We start from the raw sequence: 17,340 nt of genomic DNA on the forward strand, positions 1-17,340 counted from the left end.
TAGATATTTGTAAACGACGAATATTTTAAAGGATTAAAAACAATTAAAAAATTAAATATATATAAAAAGTAAAACAAATAATGGCAGAAAAAGAAAGCAAAGACGCAAACAATTCAGAAGCAAAGAAGAAGGCGTTGAATCTAATTTTAGACAAATTAGACAAGACCTATGGTAAAGGATCAGTCATGCGAATGGGAGATAAGCCTGTTGAAGAAGTAGACACCATTCCTACCGGATCTTTCGGTTTGGATTTGGCTTTAGGGGTCGGAGGCTATCCACGAGGAAGAATTATTGAAATATTTGGTCCGGAATCATCGGGTAAAACAACACTTACGTTACACGCAATAGCAGAAGCTCAGAAAAAAGGAGGAATAGCAGCATTCATTGATGCAGAACACGCATTCGATCCAACCTATGCTCAACGTCTGGGCATCAATTTGGACGATCTGATTATTTCTCAGCCAGACGATGGAGAACAAGCATTGGAAATCGCCGATAATCTGATTCGATCAGGTGCTATTGACATTGTAGTTATCGATTCAGTAGCAGCATTAACTCCTCGAGCAGAAATAGAAGGAGAAATGGGAGATTCTAAAATGGGTCTTCATGCACGACTAATGTCTCAGGCTCTTAGAAAACTAACCGCTACCATTAGTAAAACTAAATGTACCGTAATATTTATCAATCAGCTTAGAGAAAAAATAGGAGTAATGTTTGGAAACCCGGAAACAACTACCGGAGGAAATGCATTAAAATTCTATGCTTCAGTCCGAATTGATATACGTAAATCAGGCTCACCGATCAAGGATGGTGATAATGCAATAGGAAGCAGAGTGAAAGTAAAAGTAGTTAAGAATAAAGTAGCCCCACCATTCCGTCAAACAGAATTCGATATTATGTACGGAGAAGGAATTTCCAAAGTTGGAGAAGTCCTGGATTTAGGAGTTGAAATGGGAATTGTCGGAAAATCCGGATCCTGGTTCAGCTATCAAGATACGAAACTTGGACAAGGAAGAGATTCTGTTAAGCAGTTATTAAAAGATAATCCGGAACTATTAGAGGAAATTGAAACCCGCATTAAAGAAAAATTGGCGGAACAATAATATGTAAAATAGTTATTAATTATAACACTCATAAAAAAACGATGAATTTCTTGAAATTCATCGTTTTATTTTTTTATAAGAAATAAATATTTTTAAAAATTAGAAACTTAATATCCGAAACCACTTTACAAATCTTACCAAAAAGGGATATTAGAATTTCTTAATTAAATAAAAATACCATACAATAGGCGTAAATTTAATTTAATTAATTCCGATTAAAAGATTTTTAATCTTAAATCCATTCATTAATATGCTCTCCGGTTCCCATTTTAATACTCTTAGCAGAAATAGTAAAAGTTTCCGTTAGAGGAGATTTACCGTAAGAATCAAAATTTTCTTTATATTTCACAACATAACCATCAAAAAAATATAATTCTTTTAAAGTAGAATTGTTGTCTCTTTTAATGAATACTATTTTACCATCTTTTCTTTCAAAGCTATTTGTCATCCACTCAAAAATGTCAGTTTCACCGGTAGATTCAATTGAAACTTCAATCCTTCCCCCTCTGGTTTGAGAAGACGGGCGACCGGTCGGATCTGTTTCTTGAGCTAAAGAGTAATTAATATTCAAAACATTATATGATTTCCCTTCTACTTCTAATTTCGCTTTAAATGACATAGTGATTGTTTTACGATTATCTTAATAAAATTGTGTTAATTGAATTTATAACGCAAATATAGTACATGAAAGTTGTCTTATTTTTAAATTAATGTTAAATTAATTGTAAAATATAAAAATATTAATATATCTTATTTTCAGTTAAATCTCCGATAGATATTAATTTTTCAAAAATCAATTGATAATATCGAATCTTCCTATGCGTTTTAAGGTATAAAATACTAGATAATTTATGTTTATAATTTATTAATAACAAATTATAATGCAATTTATGCAATAATTTATATTTATAATTATTACTTTTATAACTTAAAAAATTCTGAGTAAAAATTATGTGGAAAAGTGAATACTGTAAAAAAGGATTATATGATCCGGAATTTGAGCATGACGCGTGTGGAGTAGGTATGATAGTCCACACCAAAGGTGTCAGATCCCATTCAATTGTTGAAAACGGACTTCAAGTTTTAGAAAATATGACCCACAGAGGAGCTGAAAGCGCCGATAATAAAACCGGAGATGGAGCCGGAATTATGGTGCAAATACCTCATGAATTTGTTCTTCTACAAGGAATAGCAGTTCCGGAAAAGGGCAGATATGGGAGCGGGTTGTTATTTTTCCCTAAGGAAAAAGAAGAAGAAAAAAAGGCCTTTGAATTACTGTCCGAATTAATCAAAAAAGAAGGATTAAGTTTTCTAGCCTTGAGGGATGTACCTGTTAATAGTGATATACTTGGAGAAATATCAATGGCAAATGAGCCGATTATAAAGCAGATATTCATAAAAGGAGAAGAATATTCACAAGAAGTATTAGAATTAAAACTGTATTTACTTAGAAAAAAATTTGAAAAAGCATTATTAGAATCAGATATAAAAAATAAGCGCGGGTGTTACATAGTAAGTTTGTCAACCAAAACCATTGTATATAAAGGAATGTTGACATCTTTACAACTAAGACATTATTTTCCTGATTTATTACATCCAAATTTTACCAGTGCCATTGCTTTAGTTCATTCAAGATTCAGCACCAATACTTTTCCAACCTGGGACTTAGCTCAGCCTTTTCGTTTAGTCGGGCATAACGGAGAAATCAACACCATCAAAGGAAACAGGTTATGGATGGAAGCACGTGAAAGCGTTTTAAAATCAGAAAAAATAGGAAATATAGAAGATATATGGCCGATTGTGCAGCAGGGAATGAGCGACAGTTCATCTTTTGATAATGTATTAGAGTTTTTAGTAATGTCGGGCAAGTCATTGCCCCATGCATTGGCCATGATGGTTCCGGAATCATGGAATGATAAAAATCCGATCTCATCCGAACTGAAAGCCTTCTATGAATACCACAGCATTCTTATGGAACCGTGGGACGGACCGGCGACCATTTTATTCAGTGACGGACGATATGCCGGGGGATTGTTGGATAGAAATGGATTACGCCCCGCACGATATCTCATTACCCATCATGATATGATGGTAGTAGCTTCAGAAACAGGAGTAGTTACCTTTGATCCCTCAGAAATCAGGGAAAAAGGAAGATTAAAACCGGGAAAAATGGTATTAATTGATACTATGAATGGTACTGTTCAGTATGACAAAGAATTAAAAGAAGAATTGGCAAATGCTTATCCGTATAAACAATGGTTAGATAAAAACAGAATTTCTTTAGATGATATATCTTCGGGAAGAAGCGTGAAATATGAAGTTCCGAATTTGGATGTCATGTTATCAGCATATGGATATTATCGTGAAGATATAGAGAAACTCTTAATTCCGATGGCTATAGACGGTAAAGAACCGGTGGGCTCTATGGGAAACGATACCCCTTTGGCCATATTATCCAAAGAACCCAATCGTTTATTTTCCTATTTCAGGCAACATTTTGCGCAGGTAACCAATCCACCCATTGATCCCATAAGAGAAGAATTAGTAATGTCCCTAGCCGGATATATAGGTTCTTTACATAAAAATATATTAGAGCCCATGCCCGAACATTGTAAAATGGTTGGACTGGCCTATCCCATTATAACCAATAAAGAATTGGATTTGCTCGAAAATTTAGACTATAAAGGATTTAAATCGACAGTAATTCCTATAACCTTTACGTATCAACCGGATGAATATGCTTACGGGTTGAAAAAAGGTATTGAAGAACTTTGTAAAACTGCGGAAGAAGCAGTGGACAAAGGAAGCAATTATATTATTTTAAGTGATAGAAAAGCTGACCTGGACTATATAGCCATTCCTTCATTATTAGCAGTTTCTTCTGTCCATCATTATTTAATCAAAAAGAGAAAACGTATGCAAATTGATTTGGTGGTAGAATCAGCAGAACCGAGAGAGGTTATGCATTTTGCCTTATTATTTGGATACGGAGCCAATGCGGTAAATCCATACCTGTCATTTGCCATGTTGAATGATTTGGTTGAAAAAGGAGAAATACAAATGGTATTTTCAACAGCAGAAAGAAATTACATGAAATCCATACATAAAGGATTATTGAAAGTTCTTTCAAAAATGGGAATATCTACCCTTAAAAGTTATATAGGAGCTCAAGTATTTGAGGCGATCGGAATAAGTTCAAAAGTATTGTCCGATTATTTTGGTCACACCATTTCAAAAATAGAAGGTATAGACTTAGAAGACATAGCATACGATACCATCCAATCGTTTAAAGAAGCATTCGAAGGGGTACATGATTCAACCATATACGACAATTTAGGAATGTATGCATGGAGAAAAGGTAGAGAGGCCCATGCTTGGAATCCGGAAACCATCGCAAAACTTCAGATTGCCACACGAACCGGAGATTACAATAAATTTAAAGAATTTACTCAAGAAGTAGACAACAAAGAGGATAAAATATTTATAAGAGATTTTATCGATTATATTTCCCAACCCATTAATATTGACTTAGTAGAGCCTGCATCAGAAATTATGAAACGTTTTGTTACAGGTGCTATGTCGTTCGGATCAATCAGTAAAGAAGCACATGAAGCCATAGCGGTTGCTATGAATACGATCGGGGGAAAAAGTAACACAGGAGAAGGAGGAGAACTAAAAGAACGTTTTTCAACTAATGCTAGATCAGCGATCAAACAAGTAGCTTCAGGAAGATTTGGAGTTACAACGGAATATTTAGTAAATGCAGATGAAATTCAAATTAAAGTAGCTCAAGGAGCTAAGCCGGGAGAAGGAGGACAATTGCCCGGATTTAAAGTTGACACAATTATAGCCAAAACAAGACATTCAATACCCGGTATCTCATTGATTTCACCGCCTCCTCATCACGATATATATTCTATTGAAGATTTGGCACAATTAATCTATGATTTAAAAAATGTGAATCCAAAAGCTATAATTAGCGTAAAATTGGTTTCAGAAAGTGGTGTAGGTACCATAGCTGCCGGTGTGGCAAAAGCAAAGGCAGATTTAATTTTAATCAGCGGGTGCGACGGAGGAACGGGTGCCAGTCCGTTAAGCTCTATTAAACATGCCGGATTACCACTGGAAATCGGATTAGCTGAAACCCAACAAACATTGGTGTTAAATAATCTTAGAGGTAACATTCGCCTTCAAACAGACGGACAATTAAAAACAGGCAGGGATATTGTCATAGCCGCAATGCTGGGAGCCGAAGAATTTGGATTTGCAACTAGTGCTTTGATTATTTTGGGTTGCGTTATGATGAGAAAATGTCATTTGAATACTTGTCCAGTAGGAGTAGCAACTCAAAATGAGCAATTAAGGGGAAAATTTAGCGGTAAAAGTGATTATCTTATAAATTTCTTTACCTTCTTAGCAGAGGAAGTACGAGAACATTTAGCCTCTCTGGGATTTACCAAATTAGACGATATTGTGGGAAGAACAGATCTGTTAAAGTCCAAATCCTCTCTTCAAAATCCTAGATTTGAAAAATTAGATTTAAGCAGAATATTATATTACCCCGAAAAAAATAAAAATTCTTTAAAACACAATAAACTTCAAGATCATAAAATAGATAAAGTTTTAGATAGAGAATTAATAAACACTTGTCGCAATGCCATAGATCAATCGATGCCCGTATCATTGAAACGTACCATTCAAAATACGGATAGAGCAGTGGGAACAATGCTGTCAGGAGAAGTGGCAAAAAAATACGGTAACGACGGATTACCGGATAATACCGTTCATTGCACATTTAAAGGATCGGCAGGTCAAAGCTTCGGAGCTTTTTTATCCAAAGGAATCACTTTTACATTAAAAGGGGATGCAAATGACTATTTGGGAAAAGGATTGTCAGGCGGTAATATTGTTTTGTTGCCTCCCGATTCATCTAACTTTATGCCTGAAAACAACATTATAGCGGGAAATACACTTTTATATGGTGCAACCTCAGGCGAAGTATATATTAACGGTCAGGTAGGAGAGCGTTTTTGTGTAAGAAACAGTGGAGCTCTTGCAGTAGTTGAAGGCGCAGGAGATCATTGTTGTGAATATATGACCGGAGGAAGAACGGTAGTGCTGGGTAAAACAGGAAGAAATTTTGCAGCCGGTATGAGTGGCGGTATCGCTTATGTATATAATCCGGATGGCGATTTCGATTACTATTGCAATATGGAAATGGTTGAACTTTCCTTAATTGAAGACATTAGCGATATACGTGAATTAAATGATCTTATTAGCAATCATTACAAACACACTTCAAGCCCATTAGCTAAAAGGTTATTGGATAATTGGATAAACGAAGTAAATTCTTTTATTAAAGTTACTCCAATAGAATATAAAAGAGTTTTGCAAGAAGAAAAAATTCGCGCAATAAATGAGAAAATTTCAAAACTAGAATACGATTATTAAGATATTATAAAGTATAAAATGGGAAATCCTAAAGCATTTTTAACAATAAACAGAAAAGAAGCAGGGTATCGCCCTAGACATGAAAGAATTTCGGATTATGGAGAAGTAGAGCAGACATTAAATACAGAAGATAGATTTTTACAAGCATCTAGATGTATGGACTGCGGAGTTCCATTTTGTCAATACGGTTGTCCATTAGGAAATAAAATGCCCGAATGGCAAGATCTAATTTATAAAAGAAATTGGAAAAGAGCCGCTCGAAGTTTACAATCTACTAACGATTTTCCTGAATTTACCGGAAGAGTATGTCCGGCACCTTGCGAAAAAACTTGTGTATTGGCGATTGAAGATTCGCCTGTTACCATTAGAGAAAATGAGGCGGCCGTGATGGAACACGCCTATTCCGAGGGATTCATGAAGCCACAAATTCCAACTGCACGAACAGGAAAAAAAGTAGCTGTTATTGGATCAGGTCCGGCAGGAATGGCAGTAGCCAATCAACTCAATAAAAAAGGACATACTGTAACAGTTTATGAAAAAGATACCAGTATCGGCGGATTGCTTCGTTATGGTATTCCCGATTTTAAATTAAACAAAAATGTAGTTCAAAGACGTGTTGATTTGATGAAGGAAGAGGGCATTGAATTTATAGTCAACACTGAAGTGGGCAAAGATATAAAAGGAAGAGAGATTTTAAAAAATTACGATGCCGTTTGTATAGCCATCGGGTCTCAGTCGCCCAGAGATTTGAAAATAGAGGGAAGGGAACTCAAAGGAGTTCATTATGCAATGGAATATTTAAAAATGCAAAACAAGATCGTTGCTAAAGAAACCATTTCCGAAGAAGAATTTATTAATGCAAAAGGAAAAAATGTTTTGGTAATCGGAGGAGGAGATACCGGTTCCGATTGTATAGGAACGGCTAATCGACAAGGAGCTGCTAATATTATACAAATTGAAATACTATCTAAGCCAAAAGAGTTAAAAGAAGTTGAAAACCGATGGCCCGTACCTTTTCCGGTTTATTTAAAAACTTCTTCTTCACATTTAGAAGGATGTGAACGAAGATGGTCGTTACATACCAAAAGATTTATCGGAGAAGAGGGACAATTAACCGGAGTGGAAGTAGTAGAAGTTGAATGGGAAAAAGATTCATCAGGTAAATTTACTATGAAAGAAGTGGGAGAACCCGAAATATTAAAAATTGACTTGGCTTTTTTGGCCCTTGGATTTGTCAATCCCATTCAAGAAGGTTTTTTAGAAGAAATGGAGATCATCATGAACGAAAGAAAAAATATTCATACCGATGAAACAAGAAAGACCAATGTGGATAAAATTTTTGCAGCAGGAGATTGTGTGAGCGGTCAATCTTTGGTGGTGACAAGCATCGCTTCCGGAAGAAAAACGGCTAGGCATATAGATGAATTTTTAAGAAACTAGTATATTTTTTAATCTTGGAATTAACTGATAGTTTTATAAAACTATCAGTTCTTTTTTATTATAATACTAACTAAATACATGAAAAACAAAAATTTAAAATATCATATTTTAGCTATAATAACGATTTGTATATGGGGTACTACCTTTATTTCAACCAAAGTATTAATGAATGACGGATTAAGTCCGGTAGAGATCTTTTTATACCGTTTTTTATTAGCTTATATATGTATATGGTTTTTTTCTCCTAAGGTAATTTTTTCAAAAAATAATAATGATGAATTTCTGTTCTTGTTAATCGGGTTATTTGGAGGAACAATATACTTTATAACAGAAAATATAGCTTTGAAGTTATCTTTAACTTCTAATGTATCATTAATATTGTCTACTAATCCCATAGTAACCGCTTTTTTTACTATACTAATAAATAAAAAAGAAAAAGTAACCAAAAATTTAGTATATGGTTCTTTATTAGCTTTATTTGGAGTTTTTTTAGTAATATTTAATGGTAGTTTCATACTCGAGATAAACTTTTGGGGGGATTTATTGGCTTTAACGGCAGTACTTTCTTGGACAATCTATACTTTGATTTTAAATAAGCTCAGTAATACCTATTCCATACTTTTTATAACCCGTAAATTATTTTTTTATGGAATAGTAACTATAATACCTTTTATTTTAATAGCACCTTTCAAATTTCAAAAAGATGTATTGCTAACACCTACGGTAATTTTTAATCTTTTATTTTTAGGAATTATAGCATCTATGGTATGTTTTTTTACCTGGAATTTATCAATAAAGAAAATAGGAATTATAAAAACAACTAATTATATCTACTTAGTACCGTTGATAGCAATCATTTCGGCATCAATTATTTTAAAGGAAAGTATAACGATGATTACTTTTCTAGGTACCGTATGTATTTTATCGGGGGTGTATGTATCAGAAAACGGAGTAACAATTAAAAGAAAACAAAATTAAAATATAATAATTAAGTAAAATGTTTACAAAGAAATTTGAAAAAATACTTAGAATCACCTGGTTTATTATTGCGTTTTTTTTAACCATATACTTGGGATATGCTATGTGGAAAGACAATGCTGAACCACTACCCCATATACTAATTTTTACCGTAACCGCTTTGCTTGGTTATGTTTGTGTTAACGTATTGGTATATAGATCGCCGATAGTATCCAATTTATTGGGAATGTCAGCAAATATTGGCGAGATATATACCCATCTGTTATTTGGAAATGTAGGTATGGCGTGTAGTAATCTATATTATTTTATGACTCATGTTTTCGGGCTGATTCTATGGACTAAGAAAAAAAATCAAGATCAAGAAGGAAAAATCAAAGTATCAAAAATGAATCAAAAAGCCTTAGTATGTACGATCTTATTCTGTATAATAGGAATAATTCTTATGTTTTTCTTGGGAGATTATTTTTTTAAAAAAGATTCACCTCCTTACATACTTTTACTTAATTGTATTGCTTTTATGATAGGAGTGTCCGCTCAATTTACTATGATCATGAGACAACCTTTTTCCTGGGTTTTGTGGAGTGTTAGTAATTTAGTTTGGTTATCATTGAATCTGATTTCACATAATTATATTTTTGCTGTTCAATCCATATTATATGAAATAAATGCGCTCGTAGGAATATATAAATGGTATACCGATTCTGATAACTAAGCCAACAGATTAAAAAAATAATTATTAGGTAAGTAAACTTAGTATTTAAGTTAAACTTTCTTCAAAATTTAATTATAATTAATGCTTGTTAGCGAGTTGTCCACAGGCTGCATCAATATCATCCCCTCTACTTTTTCTTATTTTAACAATGATATTTTCTTGTTCCAAAGCGGTAACATAATTTTGAATTATGTTTGAATTGGCTTGAGAGTATTTTCCTCCTTCTATGGAATTGTATTGTATTAAATTAACTTTTGACGGTATTGATTTACAGAATTTTATTAATGCTTTTATATCTTCATTGCCGTCATTAATTCCTTTCCAAATAATGTATTCCAGTGTTATTCTACTTTTAGTTTTCCGATACCAATAGGATAGAGATTCCATTATACTTGTAAGAGGAAATTTAACACTAAATGGCATTAATTGATTGCGTTTTTCCTCAATGGCTGAATGTAAGGATAAGGCTAATTTAACTTTCAAATTTTCATCTGCTAATTTTTCAATCAGTTTAGGAATTCCGGAAGTAGAAACGGTAATTCTTCTGGGAGACATTCCTAATCCTTTGTCCTCCGTGATCTTTCGGATAGCATCCGTTACGGAAGAATAATTGAGTAAAGGTTCTCCCATTCCCATAAACACTATATTGGAAAGAGGCTTTTGATGATATTCTCTACTTTGTTTATCAATTAAAGTTACCTGATCTACGATTTCTGCGGCAGTTAAATTTCTCATTCGTGTTAATTGTGCCGTAGCGCAAAAAGTGCAATCCAAACTGCATCCAACTTGCGAAGAAACACAAGCTGTAGTCCGTTTAGCGGTAGGAATCAGAACCGATTCCACGACATTTCCGTCGTGTAATTTTACGGCATTTTTAATTGTCCCGTCGATAGATCTTTGCATGACGTGGATTTCTGCCGGCTTAATCGAGAAATGATTTTCTAAATTTTCACGTAAAGATTTGGAAAGATTGGTCATCTCTGAAAGAGAATGAGCATTTTTATTCCAGAGCCATTCATAAACCTGTTTGGCTCGAAAAGGTTTTTCTCCTATTGAGGAAAAATAAGCCTCAAGTTCTTGTAAACTTAAGGCTCTAATATCTTTCTTATTTTGATTCAAAGTTACTATAATGCTATAATTAAATGATTAACATGGCATCTCCATAGGAGTAGAATTTATAATTTTCTTTAATAGCTTCTTTGTAAGCTTTCATAATTAAATCATATCCGGCAAAAGCTGAAACCATCATCATTAAAGTTGATTTAGGAGTGTGAAAGTTGGTAATCATGGAATCAGCAATACCAAAATCGTAAGAAGGGAAAATAAATTTATTGGTCCATCCTTCGTATGGATTTAATCGTTTATTAGCAGAAACTGAAGTTTCAATAGCCCTCATGGAAGTTGTACCCACAGCACATACACGGTGTTTGGTCTCAATGGCATGATTTACTATTTTACAAGTTTTTTCTGAAATGGAAATTTGTTCACTTTCCATTTTATGTTTGGAAAGATCTTCCACTTCTACTGAAGCAAAAGTACCTAATCCTACATGTAAAGTAATTTCAGCAAATTCGATACCTTTAATTTCCAATCTTTTTAACAGATGTTTTGAAAAATGTAGTCCTGCCGTTGGCGCAGCAACTGCACCTTCTTCTTTTGCATAGATGGTTTGATATCTTTCAGCATCTTCTGAATCAGGTTTTCTTTTTATATATTTTGGAAGAGGAGTTTCTCCTAATTCTTTTAATTTTCTTCTGAATTCTTCATAAGATCCGTCAAATAAAAAACGTAAGGTTCTGCCTCGGGAAGTAGTATTATCTACAACTTCAGCCACTAGACTGTCATCTTCCGTAAAAAATAATTTATTTCCAATTCTTATTTTTCGTGCAGGATCTACCAATACATCCCAAATTCTTGACTCAGCATCCAGCTCTCTTAATAAAAAAACTTCTATTTGAGCTCCTGTTTTTTCTTTGTTACCATATAAACGAGCCGGAAATACTTTTGTATTATTTAAAATAAATACATCTCCTTCATCAAAATAATCAATGACATCTTTAAATAATTTATGTTCTATTTCTCCTGTATTTTTATGTACCACCATTAGCCTTGCCTCATCTCTGTTTTTGGAAGGTCTATCCGCAAGAAGTTCAGGAGGTAATTTAAAATCAAAATCTGAAGTTTTCATTATTAAAATTATGTTTAGTTTACAAATATACAATAAGCATACCCCTAAAGTCAAGTATTTATTAATGTATGCTCTTTATCTAAAGGACTTTTTGGCAAGTTTTTTGAAAATATTAACTTAAATTATAAGTTTTATTGATAAAATAGTAAATGTTAATTATTTAGTCATGATCAAATAATATTTCTAGATTTTATTGGTAGCATATAATTTAAAAGTAAATTAATTTTTTTTAAAGTAAATTTCTTTCAAATAAATTTATACTTAGTTAGAGCAATAAGGGTGGAAATATTTCTACCCTTATTTTTTTAAAGAGTAAGTCTTTGTAACTCTTCTATGCTTCCATTAAATACATTGATGTCTACAAAATTTTGTGTAAATCCTTTGACAATCCCCTTTTCCGTAAATTGCCAAAAAATCCATTTTTGGTGCAAAGGACTTTCTATAGGGTTATAGTTTGCCGTCCATATAATGTATTCACTTAAATCAAGATCCGAAATATGATAGATAAAATATGAATCATTAGAATAAATAATGGGCTTCACATTATAGTTTTTTTCAACTAAGTTCAACCAATTGATAAGTCCTGATTTTAATAATTCCAACGATTGATTTTTAGGCAGATCTTCCACGTCAAGTACGGGAGGCAAATCACCTTTATCCAAAGTTACGGCTTTAATAAAGTTTTCTGCTTGTAGGGTAGAATTTCTGTTTACATCATAATAATGATATGCGCCTTTGAGTATTTTTTTTTTCGTAAGATTTTTCCAATTTTTTTTGAAAAAAGCGTCCTGAGTAAAAGCCCCTCGGGTTGCTCTAACAAAAACAAAGGAAACAGGAATATCTTTATGAATGTCTTGAACGCTATCCCAAAGTATTTTACCTTGATGTTGACTTATATCCAACCCGAAAGCATAATTTTTATATTTTTTAAAAACAGCCTGAATCTTTTCGGCTTCTGAAATTTTAATGCTCTTTTGAAAATTTGCATTTTCGAATTCACCAATAGCTAATTTTTCTTTTATAATGTAATAATACATAATGAGTGAAGTTCTAAAAAAGAAAAGCACAGATAAAAAAATAATAATACCCGTTAGCCAATAATAGAGCTTATAAGGAATTTCCTTTTTACTGTTTTTCTTGTTTATCCTTCCTTTCATGAAAATATAAAAAAATAGTAGTTGGTTAATTATGAATAATTTAGTTCATTTCAAATAAGATTATTCAAATTTAAAAAAACTATAAATATCAATGAAGACTTAGTTATTATTTAAGCCATTGAATAATGTAATGCTACTTGAATTTAAAAAATGTTTAGGTAAATTGTGCTTTCCCGAATGATTTTTTAAGCAAATTAAGCTCTTAAAAATTCATATTTTTAAACCCTATAGTTTTTATGATACTATTTTTTAAACAATATGTATAATTAGCGGAATGATAATGGCATTATTTTTCGAGGTGTAAGAAAGTAATTAGTTTATTCTTTTATATCGAGAAAATTCTTTACTAAGGCTTTAGCTTTATTTTGAGCTTTTTCCAAATTATCATTAATAATAACAGCGTCAAAATCTTTGGCAAAAGAAAGCTCTTCATCCGCTTTTTGAATTCTGGTTAATAGCGATTCTAAATTTTCAGTATTTCTATTTTTCAAACGTTCTTCAAGATCTTTTAAAGAAGGAGGCGCTATAAAAATTGCCAATGCTCTATCTTTAAATTGTTTTTTAAGATTAAGTCCACCCCTTACATCAATATCGAAAATAACATGCTTCCCTTGGTTCCATAATCTTTCTATCTCTGAATGAAGAGTTCCGTAATATCGTCCTTTATAAACCTCTTCATATTCAATAAATTCATTATTTTTTATTTTTTCCTGAAATTGTTCTTCAGTTAGAAAATAATAATCTTTTCCGTCAACTTCATTTTCTCTTTTAGGACGTGTTGTACAGGAAATAGAGAATGAAATTTCAGGAAATATGGATAAAAGATATTGAACAATGGTTGTTTTTCCGGCACCGGAAGGAGCTGAAAAAATAATTAATTTGCCTTCCATAGGCTTTCCCGGAAGCAATTCTTTTAGTTGAAACGTATCATTTCCCGGTTTTTGATAGATTAACCCCATGAATTAATTATAAAACGTTATTAGTTTGTTCTTTTATTTTTTCAAGTTCGTCTTTCATTAGTACGACTAATTTTTGAATTTCAGAATGATTGGCTTTAGAACCAATGGTATTGATCTCTCTTCCCATTTCTTGGGCAATAAAACCTAATTTTTTACCGGCTTGATCTTCTTCTTCAATTACTTTAAAAAAATATTCACAATGTTGTTTTAAGCGTACTTTTTCTTCATTAATATCTAATTTCTCAATATAATATACAAGTTCTTGGTGAAAACGCTGTTCATCAAATTGGACTTTCAATTCAGATAATTGTTTTTCTAATTTCTGCCTTACGGATTCCACTCTTTCTTGTTCGTATTTTTCAATTTCAGATAATGAAATGAGAATATTTTGAGTGTATTTTTTTAAAACGTTTTCTAAAGACTTTCCTTCTTCTGCTCTAAAATCGTTTACTTTTTCAATAGAAGCGTTTAGACATTCTAAAACCAAAATCCATTCATCATCACTAATTTCAATTTCTTGATTAGTAAATACTTCAGGCATTCTTATAGCCATCTTAAGGAAATCCAAGGGTGTGCCTTCTATTTGTAATTCTTCCAAATTGGAAATATAATTTTTAACAGCATTTACATTGATTCGAGAATTATTTTCTGCACCTAAATTTTCAATAACTATAGAAAAATCTATTTTTCCTCTTACTAATTTATTTCCGATAATTTTTCTTAATTCCAGCTCTTTATTTCTATATCTAGGCGATATCCTTACAAATAAATCAAGAGATTTACTGTTAAGGGTTTTAATTTCAATTGAAATTTTTAAATTTTCTGTATTGACTTCTGACTTACCATAGCCAGTCATTGATTGTAACATAGTTAATAAAATATGGTTATAACTAAGCGTAGTTAATTTAAATGTAGTTTGCAATTAAAAGAACTGCAAAATTAACCTTTTTTTAATTCAATTATAGTTATTTCCGGCCAAATTCCCACTCTTCCCGGAAATCCTATAAAACCAAATCCACGGTTTACATAAAGGTATTTATCCTTTTCTTGATATAAATCCGCCCATTTAGGGTATCTATATTTAATAGGAGACCATTTTATAACGCCGGGAATTTCAATTCCAAACTGCATTCCGTGAGTATGGCCTGATAAGGTAAGATGCATTTTCTTTGAGAAATTTTTTACAATAGCATCAAAATGGGAAGGATCATGTGATAATAAAATATTGAATTCACCATCTTTAATGTTTTGAGAAGCAATTTCTATATCTCCATCTTTAGGAAAATGTCCTGCTCCCCAATTTTTAACTCCTACAATGTTGATGAATTGGTTATCTTTATAAAGTCTTATAGATTCATTTCTTAATAATTTCCAATCAATGGATTTATGATATTCGTTTAATTGATCAATATTTTTTTGTTGAGCAATTTCATTCTTTCCAAAAACATAAACCCCATAATCATGATTACCCAAAATAGAATATTTACCGTCTTTAGCTTTTATGGTTTTTAACAAAGGAAGCCACGGTTCCATTTCATCCGCCAGATTATTAACAGAATCTCCGGTAAAAACAAACAAATCTGCATTTTGATCATTTAGAAGTTTTATCCCTCTGGCAACCTTATCGAAATCCTTAGTATTAAAACTTCCCAAATGTATGTCTGAAAGTTGAGCGATTCTATACCCTTCAAAATTTTCGGGTAGATCAGGAAATTTTAAGGTAACTTTTCTTACTCTAAAATCAAATTTACCCCAAACAATACCTTCAATAATGGATAAAAAAGGAATACTTGCAAGTCCTAAACCAATAGCACTTATAGCCTTTCTTCTTTCAGGTAAATATGCGTCATTTGCAGAGGGGTTTGATGTAACTTTTCTAACTAAAAAAGTCAGCATTCTTATGAGGTCCTCAAAAATGATCGTTATTGCCAAAACAAATTTCGGAACGAAAACAATCATAAAAAAACCTAATAAAAAATGAACTTGCCCTTTGTTATTTCTATCAATAAAAATGGACCAAATAAGAATAATCAATAAAGCACTAATTGAAAAACCTAACCAGTATTTTCTATAAAGTTTATTAGTTGTCAATACTTTAATAGCTTGATAACAATAATATTCAACAATTAATGATACAATAAATAATATTCCTATTAAAGTGCCCAATATATTTTTGAATTTTCAGTAATTAAATTTTATGGCATTCTATACAAAATTGCATTGATATTCATCCCTGCACCTACCGAGGCAAATATGACCAAATCATTGGATTTTAAAGTTTGGTTTAAAAAGTTACCTTTAACCATCATGTCATACATCGTGGGTATGGTTGCTACAGAAGAATTACCGAATTTTTGAATAGTCATGGGGGCTATTCCTTCCGGAATATCGGTTACCTTTAATTTATATAATTTGAAAACTCTTTCTAATATAGCATGATCCATTTTTGCATTCGCTTGATGGATAAGAACCTTATTTATATCGGATATGGTGTATCCGGCATCATCGATCACTTTTTTTACGACTTGAGGAACGTAAGTTAGGGCATATTCATATACTTTTCTTCCTTTCATTCGGATGTTAGCTTTCGATCCGACATAATTAGGATTTAAAGAGGAGTCTGTAGCAATATAAGATACTTCTTCTCCATTATCGCTTCTGGTATAATGATGAAGAATACCTACCGGTTTATCGGTTTCTCTAGATTCAAGTATTACACCTGCTGCACCATCAGAAAAAATCATACAATTTCTGTCATAAGGATCAACAGTTCTGGAAAGAGTTTCAGAACCTATAACCAATATTTTCTTAGCCACTTTAGCTTTTAATAATTGGTCGGCTAAAATCATCCCTTCATTCCATCCCGGACATCCAAAGTTCATATCATATGGCTTACACAAAATATTTTTAATACCAATTTTTTTCTTGGTTAAAGCAGCTATGGAAGGCATAATTCTTACTTGTCTTTCATTAGCATCGATATCTCCAAAATTGTGAGCTACGATAACATAATCGAGTTCTTCCTTATCTATTCCTGCATTTTCAATTGCTAATCTACCTACTTCAGCTGCCAAATCAGAATTCATCACATTGTCGTTGTCAACGTAACGTCTTTCAGTTATTTCAGTGATATCTGCAAATTTTTTAATAATTTCTGGAGTCGGTTTCGTTATGGGTTCCCTGTTTTCATCATAAAAAGTAATTCCTTCAAAATTGCTATTTGGAACGACTTTCTTAGGTAAGTACGATCCAGAGCCAGTTATAATACTTTGCAACATATTAAATTTGTGATATTATTCTTGATAATAATTTGACAAATTTATGTAATAATTACTAAAAAATCTATTATATT

The 17,340-nt window shown here is 32.3% G+C and carries 13 protein-coding genes; 5 read left to right on the plus strand and 8 right to left on the minus strand.

Annotated elements, in window-relative coordinates; all coding sequences use genetic code 11:
* The first annotated feature begins 80 nt into the window (after positions 1–80).
* A complete protein-coding gene (recA, locus tag GYM73_RS00490; RefSeq protein ID WP_160542507.1) occupies positions 81–1,103 on the plus strand; it encodes a recombinase RecA in 1,023 nt (340 codons plus the stop codon).
* Positions 1,104–1,335: 232 nt separating this feature from the next.
* Here recA and tssD read toward each other — a convergent pair whose 3' ends face one another.
* Positions 1,336–1,722: a type VI secretion system tube protein TssD gene (tssD, locus tag GYM73_RS00495; RefSeq protein WP_105296336.1), complete on the minus strand. Its 387-nt coding sequence runs from the start codon at positions 1,720–1,722 to the stop codon at positions 1,336–1,338.
* A gap of 332 nt (positions 1,723–2,054) precedes the next feature.
* On the opposite strand from tssD, the gene gltB reads away from it, so the two are divergent.
* The 4 genes from gltB to pnuC all read left to right on the plus strand — a co-directional run bounded on the left by gltB (position 2,055) and on the right by pnuC (position 9,684).
* Complete coding sequence (gene gltB, locus GYM73_RS00500; RefSeq protein ID WP_220233796.1) at positions 2,055–6,554, plus strand: glutamate synthase large subunit; 4,500 nt, start codon at positions 2,055–2,057, stop codon at positions 6,552–6,554.
* An 18-nt stretch (positions 6,555–6,572) separates the two neighbouring features.
* On the plus strand, positions 6,573–7,994 hold the full coding sequence (locus GYM73_RS00505) for a glutamate synthase subunit beta (RefSeq protein WP_160568573.1): 1,422 nt from the start codon (positions 6,573–6,575) through the stop codon (positions 7,992–7,994).
* 78 nt (positions 7,995–8,072) lie between these two features.
* On the plus strand, positions 8,073–8,972 hold the full coding sequence (locus GYM73_RS00510) for a DMT family transporter (RefSeq protein ID WP_220233797.1): 900 nt from the start codon (positions 8,073–8,075) through the stop codon (positions 8,970–8,972).
* A 19-nt stretch (positions 8,973–8,991) separates the two neighbouring features.
* The gene (pnuC, locus tag GYM73_RS00515; RefSeq protein WP_220233798.1) at positions 8,992–9,684 is read left to right on the plus strand and encodes a nicotinamide riboside transporter PnuC; all 693 of its coding nucleotides are present in this window, start codon (positions 8,992–8,994) and stop codon (positions 9,682–9,684) included.
* 78 nt (positions 9,685–9,762) lie between these two features.
* Here pnuC and rlmN read toward each other — a convergent pair whose 3' ends face one another.
* The 7 genes from rlmN to GYM73_RS00550 form a co-directional block, all read right to left on the minus strand.
* On the minus strand, positions 9,763–10,803 hold the full coding sequence (gene rlmN / locus GYM73_RS00520; RefSeq protein ID WP_220233799.1) for a 23S rRNA (adenine(2503)-C(2))-methyltransferase RlmN: 1,041 nt from the start codon (positions 10,801–10,803) through the stop codon (positions 9,763–9,765).
* 19 nt (positions 10,804–10,822) lie between these two features.
* Positions 10,823–11,872, minus strand: coding sequence for a tRNA preQ1(34) S-adenosylmethionine ribosyltransferase-isomerase QueA (gene queA / locus GYM73_RS00525; RefSeq protein WP_105296330.1), 1,050 nt, complete (start codon positions 11,870–11,872; stop codon positions 10,823–10,825).
* A gap of 305 nt (positions 11,873–12,177) precedes the next feature.
* Entirely contained in the window at positions 12,178–13,029 is an 852-nt protein-coding gene (locus tag GYM73_RS00530) for a glycoside hydrolase family 25 protein (protein ID WP_220233800.1), read from the minus strand.
* A 317-nt stretch (positions 13,030–13,346) separates the two neighbouring features.
* On the minus strand, positions 13,347–13,988 hold the full coding sequence (gene gmk, locus GYM73_RS00535; protein ID WP_306434002.1) for a guanylate kinase: 642 nt from the start codon (positions 13,986–13,988) through the stop codon (positions 13,347–13,349).
* A 7-nt stretch (positions 13,989–13,995) separates the two neighbouring features.
* Entirely contained in the window at positions 13,996–14,856 is an 861-nt protein-coding gene (locus GYM73_RS00540; RefSeq protein WP_160557588.1) for a YicC family protein, read from the minus strand.
* 71 nt (positions 14,857–14,927) lie between these two features.
* Positions 14,928–16,154 carry a metallophosphoesterase gene (locus GYM73_RS00545; RefSeq protein ID WP_220233801.1) on the minus strand — a complete coding sequence of 409 codons (1,227 nt, stop codon included), beginning with the start codon at positions 16,152–16,154 and terminating at the stop codon, positions 14,928–14,930.
* 29 nt (positions 16,155–16,183) lie between these two features.
* Positions 16,184–17,266 (minus strand): 3-oxoacyl-ACP synthase III family protein, encoded by a 1,083-nt coding sequence (locus GYM73_RS00550; RefSeq protein WP_220233802.1) that lies wholly within the window; start codon positions 17,264–17,266, stop codon positions 16,184–16,186.
* Positions 17,267–17,340 lie beyond the last annotated feature (74 nt).

This window comes from Apibacter sp. ESL0432 (assembly GCF_019469225.1).
Classification (GTDB): domain Bacteria; phylum Bacteroidota; class Bacteroidia; order Flavobacteriales; family Weeksellaceae; genus Apibacter.

Excerpts from the sequence above, each read along its gene's own strand:
- recA (WP_160542507.1), top strand. The coding sequence starts at position 81 with ATGGCAGAAAAAGAAAGCAAAGACGCAAACAATTCAGAAGCAAAGAAG.
- tssD (WP_105296336.1), bottom strand. The coding sequence starts at position 1,722 with ATGTCATTTAAAGCGAAATTAGAAGTAGAAGGGAAATCATATAATGTT.
- gltB (WP_220233796.1), top strand. The coding sequence starts at position 2,055 with ATGTGGAAAAGTGAATACTGTAAAAAAGGATTATATGATCCGGAATTT.
- GYM73_RS00505 (WP_160568573.1), top strand. The coding sequence starts at position 6,573 with ATGGGAAATCCTAAAGCATTTTTAACAATAAACAGAAAAGAAGCAGGG.
- GYM73_RS00510 (WP_220233797.1), top strand. The coding sequence starts at position 8,073 with ATGAAAAACAAAAATTTAAAATATCATATTTTAGCTATAATAACGATT.
- pnuC (WP_220233798.1), top strand. The coding sequence starts at position 8,992 with ATGTTTACAAAGAAATTTGAAAAAATACTTAGAATCACCTGGTTTATT.
- queA (WP_105296330.1), bottom strand. The coding sequence starts at position 11,872 with ATGAAAACTTCAGATTTTGATTTTAAATTACCTCCTGAACTTCTTGCG.
- GYM73_RS00530 (WP_220233800.1), bottom strand. The coding sequence starts at position 13,029 with ATGAAAGGAAGGATAAACAAGAAAAACAGTAAAAAGGAAATTCCTTAT.
- gmk (WP_306434002.1), bottom strand. The coding sequence starts at position 13,988 with ATGGGGTTAATCTATCAAAAACCGGGAAATGATACGTTTCAACTAAAA.
- GYM73_RS00540 (WP_160557588.1), bottom strand. The coding sequence starts at position 14,856 with ATGTTACAATCAATGACTGGCTATGGTAAGTCAGAAGTCAATACAGAA.
- GYM73_RS00550 (WP_220233802.1), bottom strand. The coding sequence starts at position 17,266 with ATGTTGCAAAGTATTATAACTGGCTCTGGATCGTACTTACCTAAGAAA.